The 19,123-nt window shown below is 45.6% G+C and carries 7 protein-coding genes and 3 pseudogenes; 6 read left to right on the top strand and 4 right to left on the bottom strand.

What is annotated here, in order from left to right; genetic code table 11:
* The first annotated feature begins 1 nt into the window (after window position 1).
* Window positions 2-2,464 carry a primosomal protein N' gene (gene priA / locus DXA15_RS03980; protein ID WP_128133202.1) on the top strand — a complete coding sequence of 821 codons (2,463 nt, stop codon included), beginning with the start codon at window positions 2-4 and terminating at the stop codon, window positions 2,462-2,464.
* A 20-nt stretch (window positions 2,465-2,484) separates the two neighbouring features.
* Window positions 2,485-2,973: a low molecular weight protein-tyrosine-phosphatase gene (locus DXA15_RS03985; protein WP_128133203.1), complete on the top strand. Its 489-nt coding sequence runs from the start codon at window positions 2,485-2,487 to the stop codon at window positions 2,971-2,973.
* On the opposite strand, the pseudogene DXA15_RS03990 reads toward DXA15_RS03985, so the two are convergent.
* Window positions 2,948-4,977 (bottom strand): annotated as a pseudogene (locus DXA15_RS03990) (HD family phosphohydrolase). The gene DXA15_RS03985 and the pseudogene DXA15_RS03990 overlap by 26 nt on opposite strands.
* A gap of 94 nt (window positions 4,978-5,071) precedes the next feature.
* Here DXA15_RS03990 and gltX point away from each other — a divergent pair.
* Both gltX and DXA15_RS04000 read left to right on the top strand, forming a co-directional pair.
* A complete protein-coding gene (gene gltX / locus DXA15_RS03995; RefSeq protein WP_128133204.1) occupies window positions 5,072-6,589 on the top strand; it encodes a glutamate--tRNA ligase in 1,518 nt (505 codons plus the stop codon).
* Between the two features lie 3 nt (window positions 6,590-6,592).
* Window positions 6,593-7,830 (top strand): annotated as a pseudogene (locus DXA15_RS04000) (3-deoxy-D-manno-octulosonic acid transferase).
* A 186-nt stretch (window positions 7,831-8,016) separates the two neighbouring features.
* On the opposite strand, the gene DXA15_RS04005 reads toward DXA15_RS04000, so the two are convergent.
* Together DXA15_RS04005 and DXA15_RS04010 are read right to left on the bottom strand one after the other, a co-directional pair.
* Window positions 8,017-9,909 (bottom strand): RagB/SusD family nutrient uptake outer membrane protein, encoded by a 1,893-nt coding sequence (locus DXA15_RS04005; protein ID WP_128133205.1) that lies wholly within the window; start codon window positions 9,907-9,909, stop codon window positions 8,017-8,019.
* A 29-nt stretch (window positions 9,910-9,938) separates the two neighbouring features.
* Window positions 9,939-13,079, bottom strand: a complete 3,141-nt coding sequence (locus DXA15_RS04010) for a TonB-dependent receptor (RefSeq protein ID WP_128133206.1) — start codon at window positions 13,077-13,079, stop codon at window positions 9,939-9,941.
* A 1,020-nt stretch (window positions 13,080-14,099) separates the two neighbouring features.
* Here DXA15_RS04010 and DXA15_RS04015 point away from each other — a divergent pair.
* A pseudogene (locus DXA15_RS04015) lies at window positions 14,100-16,423 on the top strand (GH92 family glycosyl hydrolase).
* Window positions 16,424-16,528: 105 nt separating this feature from the next.
* Here the strand turns inward: DXA15_RS04015 and DXA15_RS04020 are convergent.
* A complete protein-coding gene (locus DXA15_RS04020; RefSeq protein WP_128133207.1) occupies window positions 16,529-17,929 on the bottom strand; it encodes a C1 family peptidase in 1,401 nt (466 codons plus the stop codon).
* A 225-nt stretch (window positions 17,930-18,154) separates the two neighbouring features.
* On the opposite strand from DXA15_RS04020, the gene DXA15_RS04025 reads away from it, so the two are divergent.
* Window positions 18,155-19,123 (top strand): alpha/beta hydrolase, encoded by a 969-nt coding sequence (locus DXA15_RS04025; protein ID WP_128133208.1) that lies wholly within the window; start codon window positions 18,155-18,157, stop codon window positions 19,121-19,123.

Genomic DNA, 19,123 nt, shown 5'->3' on the forward strand with positions numbered 1-19,123 from the left:
AATGAAATATGCAGATGTCATACTACCCCTGCCGTTGGAAAATAGCTATACTTATAGCATTCCTTCCGATCTGGAAACAGCCGTTATTCCCGGTTGCCGGGTAATCGTTCATTTCGGCAAGAAACGCTATTATACGGCCATCGTAATGGATGTGCACGAGCGTAAGCCCGATACAGACTTTGAGACGAAAGAAATTTATGCCCTGCTGGATGCAACCCCTGTGCTTCGCCGGCAGCAGCTTCGTTTTTGGAAATGGATTTCCTCTTACTACATGTGTAAGCTGGGCGATGTCTATAAAGCCGCCCTGCCTTCCGGGCTGAAGCTGGAAAGTGAAACAGCCGTTACCTATAAAGCCGATTTTGTAGCTGACGGTCCTTTGCGTCCCAACGAGCAGGCTGTATTGGATGCCTTTAAAGGCGTACTCAAACTGACCGTATCCGAACTGGAGAAAAGAACCGGTTTGCGTAATGTCGTGCCGATTGTGGCTTCCTTGATGGTGCGCGGCGCTGTCGAGGTCAGCGAAGAGATGAAACGCGGATTTGTGCCGAAGATGCAGACATTTATCCGGCTGTCGCAGGAATATGCCAGCGAGGAGCGTTTGCAAGAGGTTTTTGCTGATTTTAAGCGGGCAAAGAAACAGGAACTTCTGCTGGTCTCTTTTCTAGATTTGAGTCATGCCTTAAACCCGTCGTTGAGTAAGGAGGTTTCAAGAAAGGAGTTGCTGGAACACAGTGGCTGTTCTGCTGCCATATTGGACGGGCTGCTGAAGCGGGGTGTTTTGGAAAGCTATGAAAAAGAAGTCGGACGCTTGCAGGTGCCGGTATGCCGGTTGCAATCGCTCAGTCCGCTCAGTCCGGCACAGGAAAAAGCGTACGGCGAAATACACGATGTATTTACATCTAAAGAGGTTTGCCTGCTTCACGGCGTTACTTCGAGCGGAAAAACGGAAATCTATGTCCGACTGATCGACGAGGTCCTGAAGATGGGCAGGCAGGTTTTATATATGCTTCCGGAGATAGCCATCACTACCCAGATCACGGAACGGCTGGCTAAATTGTTTGGAAACAAACTGTTGGTATATCATTCTAAATTTTCCGATAATGAACGTGTGGAGGTTTGGAACAAACTTCTTCACGGTGGCGAGCCCATGGTCGTACTGGGTGTTCGTTCCTCTCTCTTTCTCCCGTTTAAGGATCTGGGACTAATTATCGTAGATGAGGAACACGAAAACACCTACAAACAGCAAGATCCGGCACCACGCTATCATGCCCGTAATGCCGCGATCGTATTGGCTGGGATGCATGGGGCAAAGACTTTACTGGGATCGGCTACTCCTTCGATCGATTCCTATTTCAATGCAACGACCGGCAAATATGGACTGGTCGAACTGACAACCCGTTTCGGCGACTGTCTGATGCCGGAGATTATCACGGCGGATATAAAGGAACTGAAGCGTAAAAAGATTATGAAGGATACGCTTTTCTCTCCTTTGCTGGTTGAAAAGGTGAATGCCGCTATCGCACGTGGTGAACAGGCTATCCTGTTTCAGAACCGGCGTGGGTTTGCTCCGATGATCGAGTGTAAGAGTTGCGGATGGGTGCCTCATTGTGTGAATTGCGATGTCAGTCTGACTTACCATAAATACCATAATCAACTGGTTTGTCATTATTGCGGATATACAATCCAGTTACCGCCCCATTGTCCGGAATGTCAGAGTTCGGAGTTGAAAATGATGGGATTCGGTACGGAGAAAGTGGAAGAGGAGATTGCTTCCCAGTTTCCGGCAGCCAAAGTAGAGCGGCTGGATTTTGATACCGCCCGTACCCGTACGGCTTACGAACGTATTATTTCGGATTTCGAGAAAGGAAAGACGCAGATACTGATCGGAACACAGATGTTGTCGAAAGGGTTGGACTTTGGAAATGTCAGTATTGTTGGAATCCTGAATGCCGATAACCTGATGAACTATCCCGATTTCCGAGCTCACGAACGTGCTTTCCAACTGATGGCGCAGGTAAGCGGACGAGCGGGGAGAAGGGATAAACGTGGTATGGTTGTTTTGCAAACTTCCCAGCCGGAACATCCTCTGATACGGATGGTGCAACATTTTGCTTATAAGGAAATGGTTCGTTTACAGTTGAGCGAGCGCAGCATGTTCCGGTATCCTCCTTATTATCGGTTGATCGTATTGGTGCTCCGGAGCCGCAATGAGTCGGTTTTGCAGGAACTGTCGGTGATCTATGCCGAGAAACTGCATGCCCGTCTCGGAGAACGGGTACTGGGACCTGTCACCCCTCCGGTAACACGTGTGCAGACTTTGCATATCAAGAAGATTGTGTTGAAAATAGAGATAGCCGCCGCCATTGCCCCTGTCAGGGAAATACTGGAGGCTGTCCATTCAGAGATGCAACGCTATTTGCCATTCAGGCAATTGCTGGTGCATTATGATGTGGACCCGGCTTAAACAACTAATTTATCATTGTAATGAAACAGGAAAAGATAAGATTATTATTTGTGTGTTTGGGAAATATTTGTCGTTCTCCGTCGGCTGAGGCGGTGATGAAGAAACTGGTAAAAGATGCCGGCCTTGACAATTATATAGAAGTCGATTCGGCAGGTATCATGGGATACCATGAGGGAGAACGAGCCGATCAGCGGATGAGGGCGCATGCCTCCCGCCGGGGATATGTGCTGGATTCTATTTCCCGTCCGGTTCGTACGACTGACTTTTATGATTTTGATCTGATCATCGGAATGGACGACCGGAATATAGATGACCTGAAACGGAAAGCTCCCGATCTGGAATCTGTAGCTAAAATACATCAGATGACGGAATATTCCCGTAATAAGTTGTATGATCATGTCCCCGACCCGTATTACGGGGGCGCCTCCGGTTTTGAGTTGGTACTCGATTTGCTGGAAGACGCCTGTGGAGGATTGCTTGAAACTATTTCTTCAGGTCGGGATAACTGATACGGGTGTGGAACATTGTTTTCAGCTTGTCGACAAACACGCTTTTGATCGTCTCTACATCCCGGAACGTCAGCGGGGCACTTTTCAGTAATCCGTCTGCTATCTGTCCGTCAATAATTTTATCCACCAACTGTCTGATGCTTTCTTCCGTATGCTCTTTCAGGCTGCGGGAGGCGGCTTCAACGGAGTCTGCCATCATCAGCACGGCAGTCTCTTTCGAGAACGGGTTAGGTCCCGGATAAGTAAACGCCTTTTCATCGATCTCTTTATCCGGATATTGGTTTTTGAATGAATTATAGAAATATTTAGCCTTTCCTAATCCGTGATGTGTACGGATGAAATCAACGACGGCCTTGGGCAACAATGCCTTTTCTGCAATCCTGACTCCATCGGTGACATGATTTATGATTACTTTGGCACTCTGGTCGAAAGTCAGTTGGCCGTGCGGATTCACGCTGCTTTGGTTTTCGGTGAAGAAAGCCGGGTTTGCCATCTTTCCTATATCATGATACATGGCTCCTGTACGGACCAGTTGGGCATTTGCCCCGATTTTTGCAGCGGCTTCCGATGCCAGGATAGAAACCTGCAAGGAATGCTGGAATGTTCCGGGAGATGTTTCCGACAACTTTTTAAGAATAGGCGTATTGATATTGGATAGTTCCACCAGCGTGATGCTCGATACATATCCGAATGTTTTTTCCAGCATATAAACCAGGATGTAAGTAAACATCAGCAGGATGAAATTGATACCGAAGTATAGAAGCATCAACCAGTTGATCTTGTTGAAGTCTGCCTCCTGATACAGGGCAAGGCTGATATAACATAATGTATAGGACATAAAGATCAGGAATGCACAGCGAATCAGTTGCGAACGTTCCGACAGGTCTCTCAGACTGAATGTAACCACCATTCCGGCGATGATCTGCAACAGCAGGAACTCATGCGGGAAAGGTACCATCAGCGAACAGATCAGCACGATGACCAGATGCGTAAATAGGGCTGTACGCGAATCGAAGAAGGTCCGGACAACAATAGGCACGATCGCATAAGGCAGGATATAAACATTGAACAGCGCATAAGTGACGCATAACTCCGTTAATATGCAACTGACAAATATGCATAGAATAAGGAAAAGCGCATTCCGCCTGTTGTGCAATATCTTTAACCGGAAAGACCACAGGTATAACCAGAAACAGAAGATGATGCCGCAGACCAATACAAACTGCCCTCCGAGAATAATGCTTTGGCGTTGTGCACCGCCCGACTTGGTCTCGTGCACAATCTTCAATGAACGCAGTACATTATAGGTATGGTTATCAATAATCTCTCCCCTGTCTACAATACGTTCTCCGGCCTGTACCATACCGTTTGCCAGGGATACGCTCCGGAGCATATCGTCTTTCACTTTCTCCGACATCGCTTCATCATACGATATATTTTCCTTCAGATAGTTATTTATATCGCAGGATTGCAGGACCGATTTGTCCAGACGCGACGGACAATTGTTTATGATAAACTCATAAGCCGTTTTTATGGTGAAAAAGTCACTGGCATACCGGGAGTGGGCGATGTTGTTCTTCAGCAGATTGACACGCTCATAGTTATCCATTTTCAGTTTTTCCTGTTCCTGTGATGAGATAATCCCGTTTTTATATAGGCTGATCAAACTATTTTCGATATAATGCATATAGGCTGGTGTCGCTTTTCGGTTCAGGCCATTGGCATAGGCGGCTCGCAATTTGTCGACTTCTGTGTTCTCGACAGTCGCATCCATACGGAAATACGGTTCGAAGTTTTTCAAAACGCTATCTTTCTCGGCATCGACTTCTGCATCAGTCTTGTAGATAGGAAAATCGCTTGGTGCCGTCAGTAATCCGTACCTCCAGGCTTGCCTTCGTAGAACTGGTAACGGAACTTTCCCTCGCGAGGAAAAAAGTAGGCGATCAGCAAAGATGCCACGATGAAATATACGGCTGGATGTATGCTATAGTTTTTTAGTTTCATAAGATTCTCATTTGAGGGCGAAATGTACATAAAAAAGTTTAGTAAGAGAAAAAAAAGGACTACTTTTGCCGCATTATTATAGAATGAAATAATTATGACTCAAAGGAAAGTTAGAGTCCGTTTTGCACCCAGCCCGACAGGGGCGCTGCATATCGGAGGTGTTCGTACAGCTTTATACAACTATTTATTTGCCAAACAGAATGGCGGAGATTTGATCTTACGTATTGAAGATACCGACTCTCAACGGTTTGTTCCGGGAGCGGAGGCTTATATTATTGAAGCGCTTACCTGGTTGGGTATCAAATTCGACGAAGGTGTGAACTTTGGTGGCGAATACGGTCCGTATCGTCAGAGCGAGCGAAAAGCTATTTACAGACAATATGTCGACCAGTTGCTGAATGACGGTTTGGCTTATATTGCATTTGATACACCGGCCGAACTGGATGCCAAACGTCAGGAAATTGCGAATTTCCAGTATGATGCTTCTACCCGTTTGCAGATGCGTAACTCCCTGACACTTTCTGCTGAAGAGACAAAGGCGTTGATCGATGCCGGAAACCAGTATGTTGTCCGTATCAAGATCGAGCCGAACGAAGATATTCATGTGAATGATATTATCCGTGGTGAAGTGGTAATCAACTCTTCTATCCTGGATGATAAGGTATTATATAAATCGGCTGACCAGTTGCCTACATACCACCTGGCAAACATTGTCGATGACCACTTGATGGAAGTCACTCATGTGATCCGTGGCGAAGAGTGGTTGCCGAGCGCTCCCCTTCATGTATTGCTGTACCGTTATCTGGGTTGGGCGGATACGATGCCGCAGTTTGCCCACCTGGCCTTGTTATTGAAACCGGAAGGAAACGGTAAACTGAGCAAGCGTGACGGTGACCGTCTGGGATTTCCTGTATTCCCGTTGGAATGGCATGACCCTAAAACCGGTGATATCTCTTCAGGTTACCGTGAAAGCGGTTACCTGCCGGAAGCGGTTGTTAACTTCCTGGCCCTGTTAGGATGGAATCCCGGTAACGATCAGGAAATCATGAGTATGGACGAACTGATCAACTATTTCGATCTTACCCGTTGCAGCAAAGCCGGTGCCAAGTTCGACTATGAAAAGGGAAAATGGTTCAACCACCAGTATATCCAGAAAAAAGACAATAAAGAAGTCGCAGCATTGTTCATGCCTATCCTTGAAAGCCACGGTATAAAAGCCGATCCGGCATATGTGGAGAAGGTTGTCGGCATGATGAAAGACCGTGTTTCTTTTATTAAGGAATTGTGGGATGTTTGTGCATTCTTCTTTGTTGCTCCGACCGAATACGATGGGAAGACAACAAAAAAACGCTGGAAGGCCGATTCTGCTGCCCAGTTGGCAGAACTGATCGAAGTACTGCGCGTTCGTGAACCGTTCGATATCGAAGGAACGGAAGAAGAGGTGAAAGCCTGGATCGAAAGCAAAGGCTACCATTTGGGTAATATAATGAATGCTACCCGTTTGGCATTAGTCGGTGAAGGAAAAGGTCCTCATATATTTGATATTACAGAAGCATTAGGAAAAGAAGAATCTATTCGCCGTATCGAAAGAGCGATTGAAGTGCTTAAATAAGTTATGTATAGTCTGGCAATCCACTTTTACGCATTTATCATTGCGTTGATTTCTCCATTCCATAAGAAGGCCCGGATCATGCGTCTGGGGCAGTGGAAAACGAATTCCATTCTTCGTGAGAAGATAGACCGGAATGCAAAATATATTTGGTTTCATGCTTCTTCCCTGGGCGAGTTCGAACAGGGACGTCCGATGATGGAGAAGATCAAGGCGGAACATCCGGAGTATAAAATACTACTTACTTTCTTTTCCCCTTCGGGATATGAAGTCCGTAAGAATTATAACGGGGCAGATGTTATTTGCTATCTGCCTTCGATACGCCTTACCGGGTGAAGAAATTCCTGAATCTGGCAAATCCTTCCATTGCTGTATTTATTAAATACGAGTTTTGGGGAAACTACCTGCAAGAGTTGAAGCATCGCAATATCCCGGTGTACATCATTTCATCCATATTCCGTCGCGATCAGTTGTTCTTCCAGTGGTTCGGTTATCCGTACAGGAAGATGCTTTATTGCTTTACCCATTTGTTTGTGCAGGATGACCGTTCGGCAGCTTTGCTGAAAGAGTTCGGGATAACGAATGTAACTGTTACGGGAGATACCCGTTTCGATCGGGTACTGGATGTCCGTAACCAGGCACGTGAGTTATCGCCAGTGGAACATTTTGTCTGTGAAGGTGGAAAAGAAAAAAAGTTGACCCTTGTGGCCGGAAGTTCCTGGCCGCAGGATGAAGAGATTCTGATCCCTTATTTCAATGAGCATCCGGAGATGAAGCTGATCATCGCTCCGCACGAGATTCATCGCGAACATCTGATGTATATCGAGTCGTTGTTGAAACGTCCTTCCGTCCGTTTGTCGGATGTGTTTCATGACCAGTCTTTGGCGGAAGGTAAAGATTGTCTGATTGTCGACAGTTTCGGTTTATTGTCCTCTATCTACCGGTACGGAACGATCGCTTATATTGGTGGTGGTTTCGGAGCGGGTATTCATAACACGCTTGAAGCTGCAGTGTATGGCATCCCTGTTTTATTCGGTCCGAAATATCATAAATTCAAGGAAGCAAAAGACCTGATCAAGGTGGGAGGCGGCTTCTCCGTATCAGATAAACAATCTTTCTGCGAGAAGATGGATGAATTGCTGACCTATCATGAAGTGCTGGAAGCTGCGGGCGAAAGTGCCGGACAGTTTGTAAATGGCAATGCCGGGGCGACAGATAAGATATTACGAATAATAAAGTTGTAAAAAATATACCGATTGATCTGGTGTTTGATTTTAGGTTTATGCCGATAAGGAATTGGACACCAGTCAATCGGTATTTTGTTTTTTAGCCCCGGAGTCTCAGAATCCGGTGTATTCCACTTTCTTCCGATCGTCCGGGGCATAGCGCAGTGTTGATGTTTCTAATGAATTGCGCTTCTTATCATTGGTCTATTCTGTTTCAGGAATTACTTCACCTACTTTCAGGGGAGTGATGTTGTTTTCTGCTCCCGGATATCCGATATTCTGATTGATAACTCCTCCGGTATTTGTCTTGATCGCATTTTCCGGAACGGGCCACAGTACATGATGTACACTCAGGCGATATTCGCCATAAGGGATAACTATACCTTTATTATAGAAGTTATTGTGCTTGATCACCCAGTCAAAATAGAAATTCACGCCTGCATCTTTGTTGTTTGTTCCGGTTCCACCTGGTCCTGAGAAATTATTCAGGGTATAGATACGTCCTCCGAAAGCCTCACATGCTTTGCCTGTTTTGGCATACAGATAGGATATACGGACCAGTTCTACATGGCGGTTCTCTTCATAATACAACTCACGGGCACGTTCAGCCAGAACTTCTGCTATACCGATCGTACCGGTCAAAGGCTCTGCTCCGGCACGTGCACGGACGATATTCAGCATGGAGGCGGCGTTGGCATTGTCGCCTTTCCAGTAATAACATTCGGCCATCATCAGATAGGTTTCTGCTGAACGGTAGATGTACCAGGGTGTTTCGCCACCCTGAAGATCCTGGGTTTTCGTTGGGTCCGGGACAAACAGTTTATAATGCGGCCACATGTACCAGCAACGGATGGAGTCTGCCACGGAAATGTCGTTCGGACGGACCAGCTGCTGACCATACCACGGGCTGTTGTTCTTCTTCAGGCTCGGCTCATTATACCGCAGGTCTTCCATTCGTTTCCAGCTGTCATGATTGTTCGGGCTGCGCAGGTCGTCCTTTTCCTTGTCGGTCCAGATCTCATACTGGAAATAATTCGTAGGACGACAGGTGCCGATGCCACGGCCGTAATTGGCATCATTGTCAATTTCCGTGTTTTTATCTTCGGAAGCAGGGACGATGGCTGTTCCTGATTTTCCGTCGGGTGTCTTGATCGCTGCCCCTTTTGCCCAGTAAGGGAGTCCGTTACGCATTGTATAAATACGTTTGTCTCCGGCTTCGACGATGTCGGGGTAGGCTACCACATACATGATGCCTTCTGTGTTGCTCATGTCTATTTTGGCTTCTACGCTATGCAGGTCATGCATTAAATTCGTATTGGGCTTGTTCTGGTTGGTCGTGAAGCGCTGTGTCATCAGCGGGTGCCGGGCGACGACTTCCTTTCCAACTTCGATGGCTCGGTCAAAGTCTCCCAATGACATGCATATTTTCATCAGTAACATACCGCAGGCATCTTTGTTGGCTCGGCCCCGGTCCATTTGTTCGGGTACCCATTGGTAAGCGAATTCCATATCTTTTTTACATTGCTCAAGAATACTCCAACGGTCATAGGAGTAAAAGTCGAGTTTCGGCCGGGTAATTTCTTCACTTAACCAGGGAACGTCTCCGAACTGGTGGGTGAGTTTATAGTAACGATAGGAGCGGTGGAAATAGGCCCCGCCCAGTACGGCATTTCGCTCCGCCTCATCCTTAAAAGTGGCGGCATCCAGACGGCTGATCACGATATTGGCGTACTTGATTCCTTTAAAACCTTCTGCCCAATACCAGCCGTTCTTGCCTTTCATATCATTCTTGGTTCGGGCAGGAAGCATCTCGTTATCGAAGTCCACCAACGAACCGCTTTCGTCGGTTTTCCCATGTACGGCAATATCTGCGGTGTACATTTCCGTCAGGATCGGAGCGCCGTCCGTAAAGAATTCGTGGCGCATATTACGTTCACAGGCAACCAGTGCCGAATACAAACCGGCAGCATCTACATAGGTGTTTTCGGGAGTATAAAAAGATAGCGGCTTCGGGTCGAGCCAACTGTCATTGCAGGAATTCAGTAAAGGTAAGGCAGCTAAAGCCAGTACTAGGTATTTTTTATTATTCTGATTCATAATCTTAATTCTTATGGGTTAATCAATGTTTATAAAGTAAAGTTTACGCCGAAATTGACGGTTCTCAGCGTCGTGTCGCCGCCTTCCGGATCACCGAAAGTCCATCCCGTGATGACAAACGGATTACGGACGGCAACGGAGAAACGCATGTTCTGTACGGAGAATCTTTTCAGGAAATTCTGCGGCACATTATATGACAGTGTGATGTTTTCCATACGCACGAATGTTTTCTTTACATAATTACTGCCGATGTTCTTGGAGCCCAGGCGTCCGTAATCGTTCGTCGGATTATCTTTTGTCCAGCGCGGGATATCTACAACGGTGTAGCGGTCAAACATTCCTCCCGTATTGGCTGCCCGGTTGAAGGTTCCGTATTGCCCGATGTGCGAATACACCATAAAGGATAAATTGAAGTTCTTATAGAATGTGAACTCATTTCTCCAGGACCAGCGGAAGCGTGGAGTGGTGTAACCCTGGAATATTTTGTCATCATTATCCATTACCCCGTCGTTGTTTTGGTCGATATATTTGAAATCACCCGGCTTATTCCCATATTTGGCAGCCTCTTCTTCTTCTCCGAGTTGCCAGACGCCGTCGCGTTCATAGTCCCAGATCTGATCCGTATCATGCCCGATAAACCATTTGTTTGCCAGGTCGTCCGCTTCTTTATAACCGATCACATTTCCGTCGGCATCCTTTATTTCTTCTTTGTCTCCGTACAGATGTTTGATCTTCCGCCGGTTGAAAGAGAAGGTTCCGCTCGAATTCCAGGAGAAGTTTCTGTTCTCTATCACATTGGCATTCAAGGTCAGTTCAAAACCGCGGTTGGTCAGTGTACCCAGGTTGGCCTTCACATTGTCATATCCTAAAATAGAGGGCAGGGAGCGGTTAACCAGCAGGTCGTTGGTTTCGGCCATGTAGGTTTCCATGCTACCGCTCAGTCTGTCACCGCACACAGAGAAGTCGATACCTATATTATAAGAGGCAGTACGTTCCCATTTCAATGTATTGTTCGGCATACGGTTGATGTATATCTGGGAGGTAACATACACATTTCCGTTCTGGTCGATATAGGGATGCAGTCCGGAGTTGAGGGAAGCCAATGCATCATATTGACCGATATCCCTGTTCCCGTTTTGTCCCCAGGAGAAACGGAGTTTTCCGTAATTCAGCCAGCTGCCCGATGCCTCCATGAATTTTTCGGAAGTAAAGACCCATCCTAAAGCTACGGCAGGGAATGTGGCACGCGGATTCATCTGTCCGAAAGCGGAATAACCGTCACGGCGTACCGAGGCTGTGATCAGATACTTATCCTTAAAAGAGTAGAATATACGTCCCATCAGCGCATCCCCCGTTTTATAAGTATCGTTACTGGAAACGGATGGAATGGCTCCTGCTCCGATGTTATGATATCCCAGTACGTCGCTCGGGGTAAATTGCTGGTTCTTGGCTACCGTTTGCCACCATTGTCCTTTTTCCGCATTGAACAGGAATGTTGCTTCTACACGGTGATCCTTTCCGAACTCCTGTTTCCAGCGTACAATATGGTCAAGCAGCCAGTTGAACGTTTTCTCGTTTTTACGCTCCGACTTGCCGCCTTCTCCGGCCCATTCGGGATGCTGGGACGATTCATGGTTCATGTATTCGTACCAATGGTAACGGGGAGTAAAATTCATTTGATATTCCAAGCCGAAGGGTAGTTTCAGGATGGCATACAAATTGGCATTGAAATCATGGTTTATATCGCGTCTGTCACGGTACAGGTTGTCGAAGAACGGATTTTTTGTATTGTTGTCGCCGGAGGGATACATCCGGTACGGACTATCCAGGTTGTCAATTTCATTAGTTGTGTAAGGCGAATTATGTTCACGCTGATCGACATCGGCTGCCAGATAACCGCCGATACGGGTTGCGAACTGGGAATTCAGTCCGACAGTAAGAAAGGAGGTAACCTTTGATTCCAGATTCAGTCGTGAGCGGAAGTTCCGGTAGCGGTCACCGGTTTTTACTCCTTCACGGTCGGCATATCCTAACGACCAGTAATAAGAGAAATTATCCGTACGGTTGGAAATACTGGTGGTATAATCCTGTTGCAGGCCGGTCTGATAAACAATGTCATCCCAATTGGTTTCCACGCCGTTCAGATAATTTTCAATCTCGATGTTCTGTAGATTCAGACGGGTTAGCCAGGTCGTGACCAGTGTCTTGTCATCAGGCAGGGCTGAACCCGGATTTTTCTGATCGTAATTATACCATGTCAAAGGATCGATTCCCATCGATGACAAGGTTCGCGGGTCGGCATATTTGCCGGGTTGTGCAGTTAACTCGTCTTGTGATAACAAGCCTTCTGCATATTCCTGACGGAAAGCCAGAAAGCCTGCTCCGTCGACAGTCTTAGGCAGTCGGGAATTATGTACCAGGCCGACATTGGCATTAAAAGTGATAACCGGCTTACCCGTATTCCCCTTTTTTGTCGTAATGGCAATGACGCCATTAGCAGCTTTGGCCCCATAGACAGCGACTGAACTGGCATCTTTCAGAACATCGATGCTTTCGACATCCATGGCATTGATATCCTGCATGGAACCGTCGTAAATGACACCATCCAATACGATGAGGGGAGCCGAACCTGCGCTTAATGTGTTTTTCCCTCGTATCTGCAGGTCGGCTGTACCGGCTGCATCGGTAGACATACTGATGGATAAACCGGCTGCACTGGCACGTAGCAGGTCCTGGACAGACCGTGGAGCTTCTGCTTCCATTTTTTCTGCTTTTACACGGGAAATAGCACCAGTCAGGTCTTTTTTCTTAGCCGTGCCGTAACCGATAACCAGCACTTCGTCTAGTTCTTCGGTGTCTTCTTTTAGCGTGATTGTGAGCATTTCCTGGCTGGTGACAGGAATTTCCTCTGTTACATAACCGATATAAGAGCATACTAATATCGGCTTTTTTCCAGATACATTCAGACTGAACATTCCGTCACTACCGGTTATGGTCCCATTGGTTTTTCCTTTTTCCATAACATTCACACCGATAAGTGCTTCTCCTGAATGATCTTTTACAATACCTTTAACGGTAGTTCTTTGCGCATAGGCCTGACAGATAAACATCCCTGATAAAAATAGTATCAAGGCGAACCGATGAAAAAAACTGAGAACATGATTTTTCATACAAATACAAATACTAGATATCCATCAATCCCCAAGTGGATGGTTATACAAATAAAGAAGGCGTGAGGATTGTTGATTATATCTAGTTGGAGACCTTCGACTGCCCTGTAGCTAATATAAACAACAACTCACGCCCTTTTATCTAGTATATCCATAGAGACATATGCATATAACAATGCCTATGAACAGATATAACAAGGAAAGGTACGTGAGCGTTCTAGTTGTCTATTATCTAGCTACATTGAAAAGTGTCGAAGTTTCCAACTAAGATAATATCTTTAAAACGCTTCCGTAATCAATAAAATGTACCGACCAATAACGCTTTACCAGTGTGTACGGCAACAAATGTATGGAGAAGTGTTGAATAAAGCAAATAAAAACGAAAAAGTTTTTCATTAGATGATGGCATAATATTCTGAGCTACTGCATCAAAATGATGATTAATCCCTATTAAATGGTGTTATATTCAAGATTAGAAATAAATGAACCTGTCATTTGTCATATATAAACAGCAAGAAGAATAATGGCAAATGACAAATAGCATTGCAAATAAAAAGTCCATTTGCAATGCTTCATTATCCTTATTAACAGTGAGTTACACCGGTATATTGCAAATAACAAATAGAATGTTGAAAACTTTGTGTATAAAGGATGTTTTTATCATGCCCCCTTCTTTAAACTATTGCTATCCTCCAGTCTTACTAAATCATAGCCTATAACAAACTAATAGTTAACTCCCGACTCTGAATAATTACCCTGTACAGGATAACTGACCAGCCTGTACACCTTGGCGAATTAACCTGTACACCTTAATCGGTTACCCTGTACACCCTGGCAATAATGAGTCCTTACTTGTCAATTAGTTAGTAGGGAGGAATAAATTAGTATCCCTGCTTTCGCCGGTTAGTTTGTGATTGTATCCTCTGATGATGTAATAAACACTTAGAATGCGGAGAACGGGAAATGAAGTGTTGGAGATAAAATAGTATCTTTGTCCCATTCTTATCAATCGATAGCATTATGAAAAAAAAGATTAGTTTGTGTTTATTGGTTCTTGGTGCAATTTATACTTCCTGTGGCTCAGTGAAAGACCGGTCGGAGGAGCAGCAGTCCCTTTCTTCTTATGTAAACCCTTTTATCGGGGCATCCACCAGTATGGATGCAGGAGGTTCTTATCATGGTCTGGGGAAGACTTTTCCCGGAGCAACGGCACCGTTCGGTATGGTACAGGTCAGTCCCAATACGATTACCGGAGGGGATAACGGTCCCGGGTATAGTGACGAGCATACTTCTATCGAGGTTTTGCTTTTACACAAATGAGCGGGATTGGCTGGTATGGCGATCTGGGAAACCTGTTGGTTATGCCCACGGTAGGGAAACTGCATACATTTTCGGGTACATCGGACGATCCGGATAAGGGATATCGGTCCCGGTACGACAAGTCTTCGGAAGAAGCTTCTGCCGGTTATTACACTGTGATGCTGACGGATTATCAGATAAAAGCGGAGGCAACGGCACTTCCTCATAGCGGAATGTTGCGTTTTACATTCCCTGAAAGTAAAGAATCGCGTATCCAGATAGACCTGGCGAGAAGGGTGGGGGGAACTTCCACTTGGCAAGCTGTTGAAGTGATTAACGATCATACGATCCGCGGAGAGATGAAATGTCCTCCCGAAGGCGGCGGTTGGGGGAATGGCGACGGTAAAGCAGATTATACCGTCTATTTCTATGCCGAGTTCTCGAGACCGTTCCGGTCGCATGGCGTATGGTCGGCCGATATACCGGATGACTGGACGCGCAAACGTGGAGATATAGAGAGCGAACGCTATCAGGAAGTAGTGAGGAATGCCCGGATCATTCCGGACGTGACTTCTTATGTAGGCAAACATCTTGGATTCTATGCAGACTTTGATACGGAAACCGGCGATCAGATTCTGATGAAAAGCGGTATCTCTTTTACCAGTATGAGGAATGCAGAAGAGAACCTGCATTCGGAAATGAATGCGTGGGATTTTGATGCGACACTGGCATCCTGCCGGCAGCTATGGAATGACGCACTTTCCAAAATATCCGTGTCTGGCGGAACGGAAGACGAAAAGCATATCTTTTATACAGCCCTTTATCATACGATGATCGATCCCCGTGTTTGCAGTGATGTAAACGGAGAGTATATGGGGGCGGATAAACAGGTACATGTAACAGACCAGTTTTCTAAACGGACGATCTTTAGTGGTTGGGATGTTTTCCGGAGCCAGATGCCTTTGCAGACGATTATTAATCCGACCCTGATCAATGACCAGATTAATTCGTTGGTTGAGATTGCGGACCAGAGCGGAAATAACTATCTGGAACGTTGGGAGTTGCTGAATGCTTATTCCGGCTGTATGCTGGGAAATCCGGCTATCTCCGTGTTATGTGACGCTTATTCTAAAGAAATCCGTTCGTATGATATAGACAAGGCTTATCAGTATGCTTTGAATACATCCCGGATGTTTGGAAATAATGAGAACGGATATACACCGGGCTCCATTTCCCATACATTAGAATATGCTTACAACGACTGGTGTATGGCCCGTTTGGCCGAATGGCTAGGGAAAGAGGCGGATAAGGATGTTTTTGATCGTAGGGCAGGAACTTATACGACCCTGTACGATCCGGATTACGGATGGTTCCGTCCCCGTAATGAAAAAGGGGAATATTTGCCGTTGCCGGAACAGGGAAGACTGGCCGAAGGATATGGCTGTGTGGAAAGTAATGCCTACCAGCAAGGCTGGTTTGTACCTCATGATGTGGAAGGTATGATCAAACTGATGGGCGGACGGGAAAAGGTGCTGGCCGATCTGACGGATATGTTTGAACAAACACCTGCCAACTATTTATGGAATCAATATTATAATCATGCCAATGAGCCGGTACATCACGTGCCATTCCTGTTCAACCGCCTGGGTGCTCCGGAGCTTACACAGAAATGGACGCGGGATATTTGCCGGAATGCTTATAAAAATTCGGTGCTGGGATTGGTCGGTAATGAAGATGTCGGCCAGATGTCTGCCTGGTATGTGTTGGCGGCTAGTGGATTACATCCTGTTTGTCCGGGCGATCAGCGGTATGAACTGACGAGTCCGGTGTTTGAGAAGGTTGTCTTCAATCTGGACCCGGACTATGCTGAGGGAAAGACTTTCGTGATTGAAGCTCACAATAATAGCCCTGAAAATATATATATCCAGCAGGCAACTCTAAATGGAAAGCCTTACGATAAATGTTATCTGATGCATGCCGATCTGATGAAGGGAGGAACTTTAGTATTGCAGATGGGAGCAAAGCCTTCGGATTGGGGAAAATAGATGATCCATAGTTTCACCATTCGATGGGTATAAAGCGTAGATAAAACAAAAGCGGTAAGACTGTGTCTGCCGCTTTTGTTTTATCTGCATTCTCCAATATAACGATTAATTTTCGTCAGCAAACATCGGGTCCCAGGCCGGAAGACGGGTCGGTGTTTGTTTGAGGACGTCTTTTACTTTGCCGGTGATATATTTCTTATCGACTACCAGACGGAACATATATTCGTTGAACCATTCGTCGGTCATGATCAAATGTCCGTTGTTGGCACCCGGTCCCCAACTGTTTTCAACCATCCATTTTTTCGGTTGGCCATTGGCGTCCAGGTCCACTGCCATTAAGGTCATGGCATGCGACGAACCGCTGGCGAATGTCTGGATGCGTTGTTTCTTATCCATACCGAAAGTAGTACCCATCAGTGAGCCGTAATCGTAATAGTTCACGTCCAGCAGACCACGTTCACGATCGAAGAATTTACCCACGTCGCAAGAGAAGTACATCATGGTGCTGTCTTTGATAGAGGCGATAGCCATTTCCTTGATGTCCTCTATCGGCAGGTTAACGTATGTCCAGTTCTTGCCGTCATAGCGGTGGCGGTCGAAGTCGATTTCGTATAACTTATAGTATTCGCGGCTCGGATCGTTCATCAACATGACATAATTGTTTGTCAGGTCTTTGCCGATATATTCATCGAAGAATGACTGGGGCGTGTATTCTTTCGTTTCAACTGGATTGCCTTTGGCGTCTTTGCGTGTCCAGGTAAATTTCGTAGGTGGTTCACCCAGGTTGAGGACCAGCATCCGGTAAATAGTTCCCAGCATTTCGGTTTTATTCTTTTCCAGTGCGGCTACTTTAGCCCCTTTGGCTGACTGGTCGCGTAGTTGCAAGCCAAATTCTTTCAGTTTGAGACTGATCAGGTTTGCCATTCTTCCGGTACTCTCGCTACTATTGGTTTCTACCATTACGTCGGAGGGAACAACGCCGTATTTTCCCAGGATATCGGATATTCCGGTAAACTGTCCTCCGTCGCTGAGCGGATTTTTAAATAACCATTCCACCATCTTGTCATCCATCGGTTTTTCCCGGGTATCGATGATGCCTTGCAGGAAAAGGTTTGCTTTTTCAAGTTGGTCCCAGAAGAAAGAATAGTTTTGTGAGAACTGGAAATCTCCCATATTATATTTAGCGATTGCCTGTGCACGGAATACGTTCAGTCCGGTAAATAACCAGCAACGTCCGGAAGATTTCTGGTTGGTGATGCCTTTACCGTTTACTTTGTGAGAAAAGTAAGTGTCGAAATTGTTTTTGCTTTCAGCGTTTACAGCCAGTTTGTTGATGTCGTTATTACTGATCGCATTATGAATTGCTTTATCAGTCGGTGTTCCTTTGTAAGATTGTTTGATCTGTTGCAGCATCTCCGCGGAAATACCTCCGTCGGCTTGCTGTCCGTAGGCGGATAACGCGATACCCAAGGCCAGGGTGGTTATCCATAGGTTGTTTCGTTTCATGATATAGTTCGTTTATGTTATGTATTTAATCTGTTGCAAAGATAAGGGATACAAATTGGAATGGCTAAAATATAGTAAAAGAAAAATAAGGGATATTCCGGGACAGGAATACCTTACCTGGTATGAATTATTTTTATCCATAATTGAATAAAGTTTATCTCATGTTGAATTTTATTCAATATAATTCATATATTTGTCCGGATAAGTTATTAGAAAAGCAATAATATGAAACAGGTAAAATTATTATTCAGCATTATCTTCTCTTTTGTTACCGTTGTTTGTTTCGGGCAGTTGATGCCGCTGGCCGATGAGGCGGTAACCCTGAATACTCAAAACGGAGTCATTCATGGAAAAATACTTCTTCCCCCGGGAATGAAATCTTCTCCTGTAGTCTTGTTGATTGCCGGATCTGGACCGACCGATATGGATGGTAATTCTGCGATCGGACAGATGACGAATAATTCTTTGAAGTATCTGGCCGAAGATCTGGCAAAGCAGGGTATAGCTTCTTTACGTTTTGATAAACGGGGAATAGCATCCAGTGCACCGGCAGGAAAGAAAGAGTCTGACTTGCGTTTTGAGGATTATGTCAACGATGTGAAAGGGTGGATCGATTATCTGGGAAAGGATTCACGTTTTACCGGTATTACGGTAATCGGCCATAGTGAAGGTTCGTTGATCGGGATGCTGGCATGCCGTAATAATCCGAAAGTAAAGGCATTTGTTTCTTTGGCTGGGGCGGGAAGACCGGCTTATGAGATAATAGAAAAACAGCTTTCGTCCCAACCTGAATCTGTCAGGAATATGGTCGCTTCTATCAATGATTCGTTGAAGCAGGGTAAATTAGTCCCGAATGTGCCGTTCGGTATGGAGGCATTGTTCAGGCAATCGGTTCAACCCTATATGATATCATGGTATAAATATAATCCTCAACAGATAATTAAGGAGTTGAAAATTCCGGTGTTGATCGTACAAGGGAAAAATGATATACAGGTTCTGGTGGAAGATGCGGAGTTGTTGAAGAAAGCGGCTCCTTCTGCAACACTTCTTTTGATAGAAAAGATGAACCACGTACTGAAAGATTGTGATACGACTGATCCTCAAAAACAGATGGTGGTGTATGCAAATCCTTCTTTACCGGTTAATGCCACTTTGATTTCGTCGTTAAGTTCGTTTATTAAAGAGAAAAAGTGA

This window comes from Parabacteroides sp. AM58-2XD (assembly GCF_003463685.1).
GTDB lineage: Bacteria > Bacteroidota > Bacteroidia > Bacteroidales > Tannerellaceae > Parabacteroides > Parabacteroides segnis.

Bases quoted from the DNA above. Each gene is read 5' to 3' on its own strand.
- priA (WP_128133202.1), top strand. From the start codon at position 2: ATGAAATATGCAGATGTCATACTACCCCTGCCGTTGGAAAATAGCTAT.
- DXA15_RS03985 (WP_128133203.1), top strand. From the start codon at position 2,485: ATGAAACAGGAAAAGATAAGATTATTATTTGTGTGTTTGGGAAATATT.
- gltX (WP_128133204.1), top strand. From the start codon at position 5,072: ATGACTCAAAGGAAAGTTAGAGTCCGTTTTGCACCCAGCCCGACAGGG.
- DXA15_RS04005 (WP_128133205.1), bottom strand. From the start codon at position 9,909: ATGAATCAGAATAATAAAAAATACCTAGTACTGGCTTTAGCTGCCTTA.
- DXA15_RS04010 (WP_128133206.1), bottom strand. From the start codon at position 13,079: ATGAAAAATCATGTTCTCAGTTTTTTTCATCGGTTCGCCTTGATACTA.
- DXA15_RS04020 (WP_128133207.1), bottom strand. From the start codon at position 17,929: ATGAAACGAAACAACCTATGGATAACCACCCTGGCCTTGGGTATCGCG.
- DXA15_RS04025 (WP_128133208.1), top strand. From the start codon at position 18,155: ATGAAACAGGTAAAATTATTATTCAGCATTATCTTCTCTTTTGTTACC.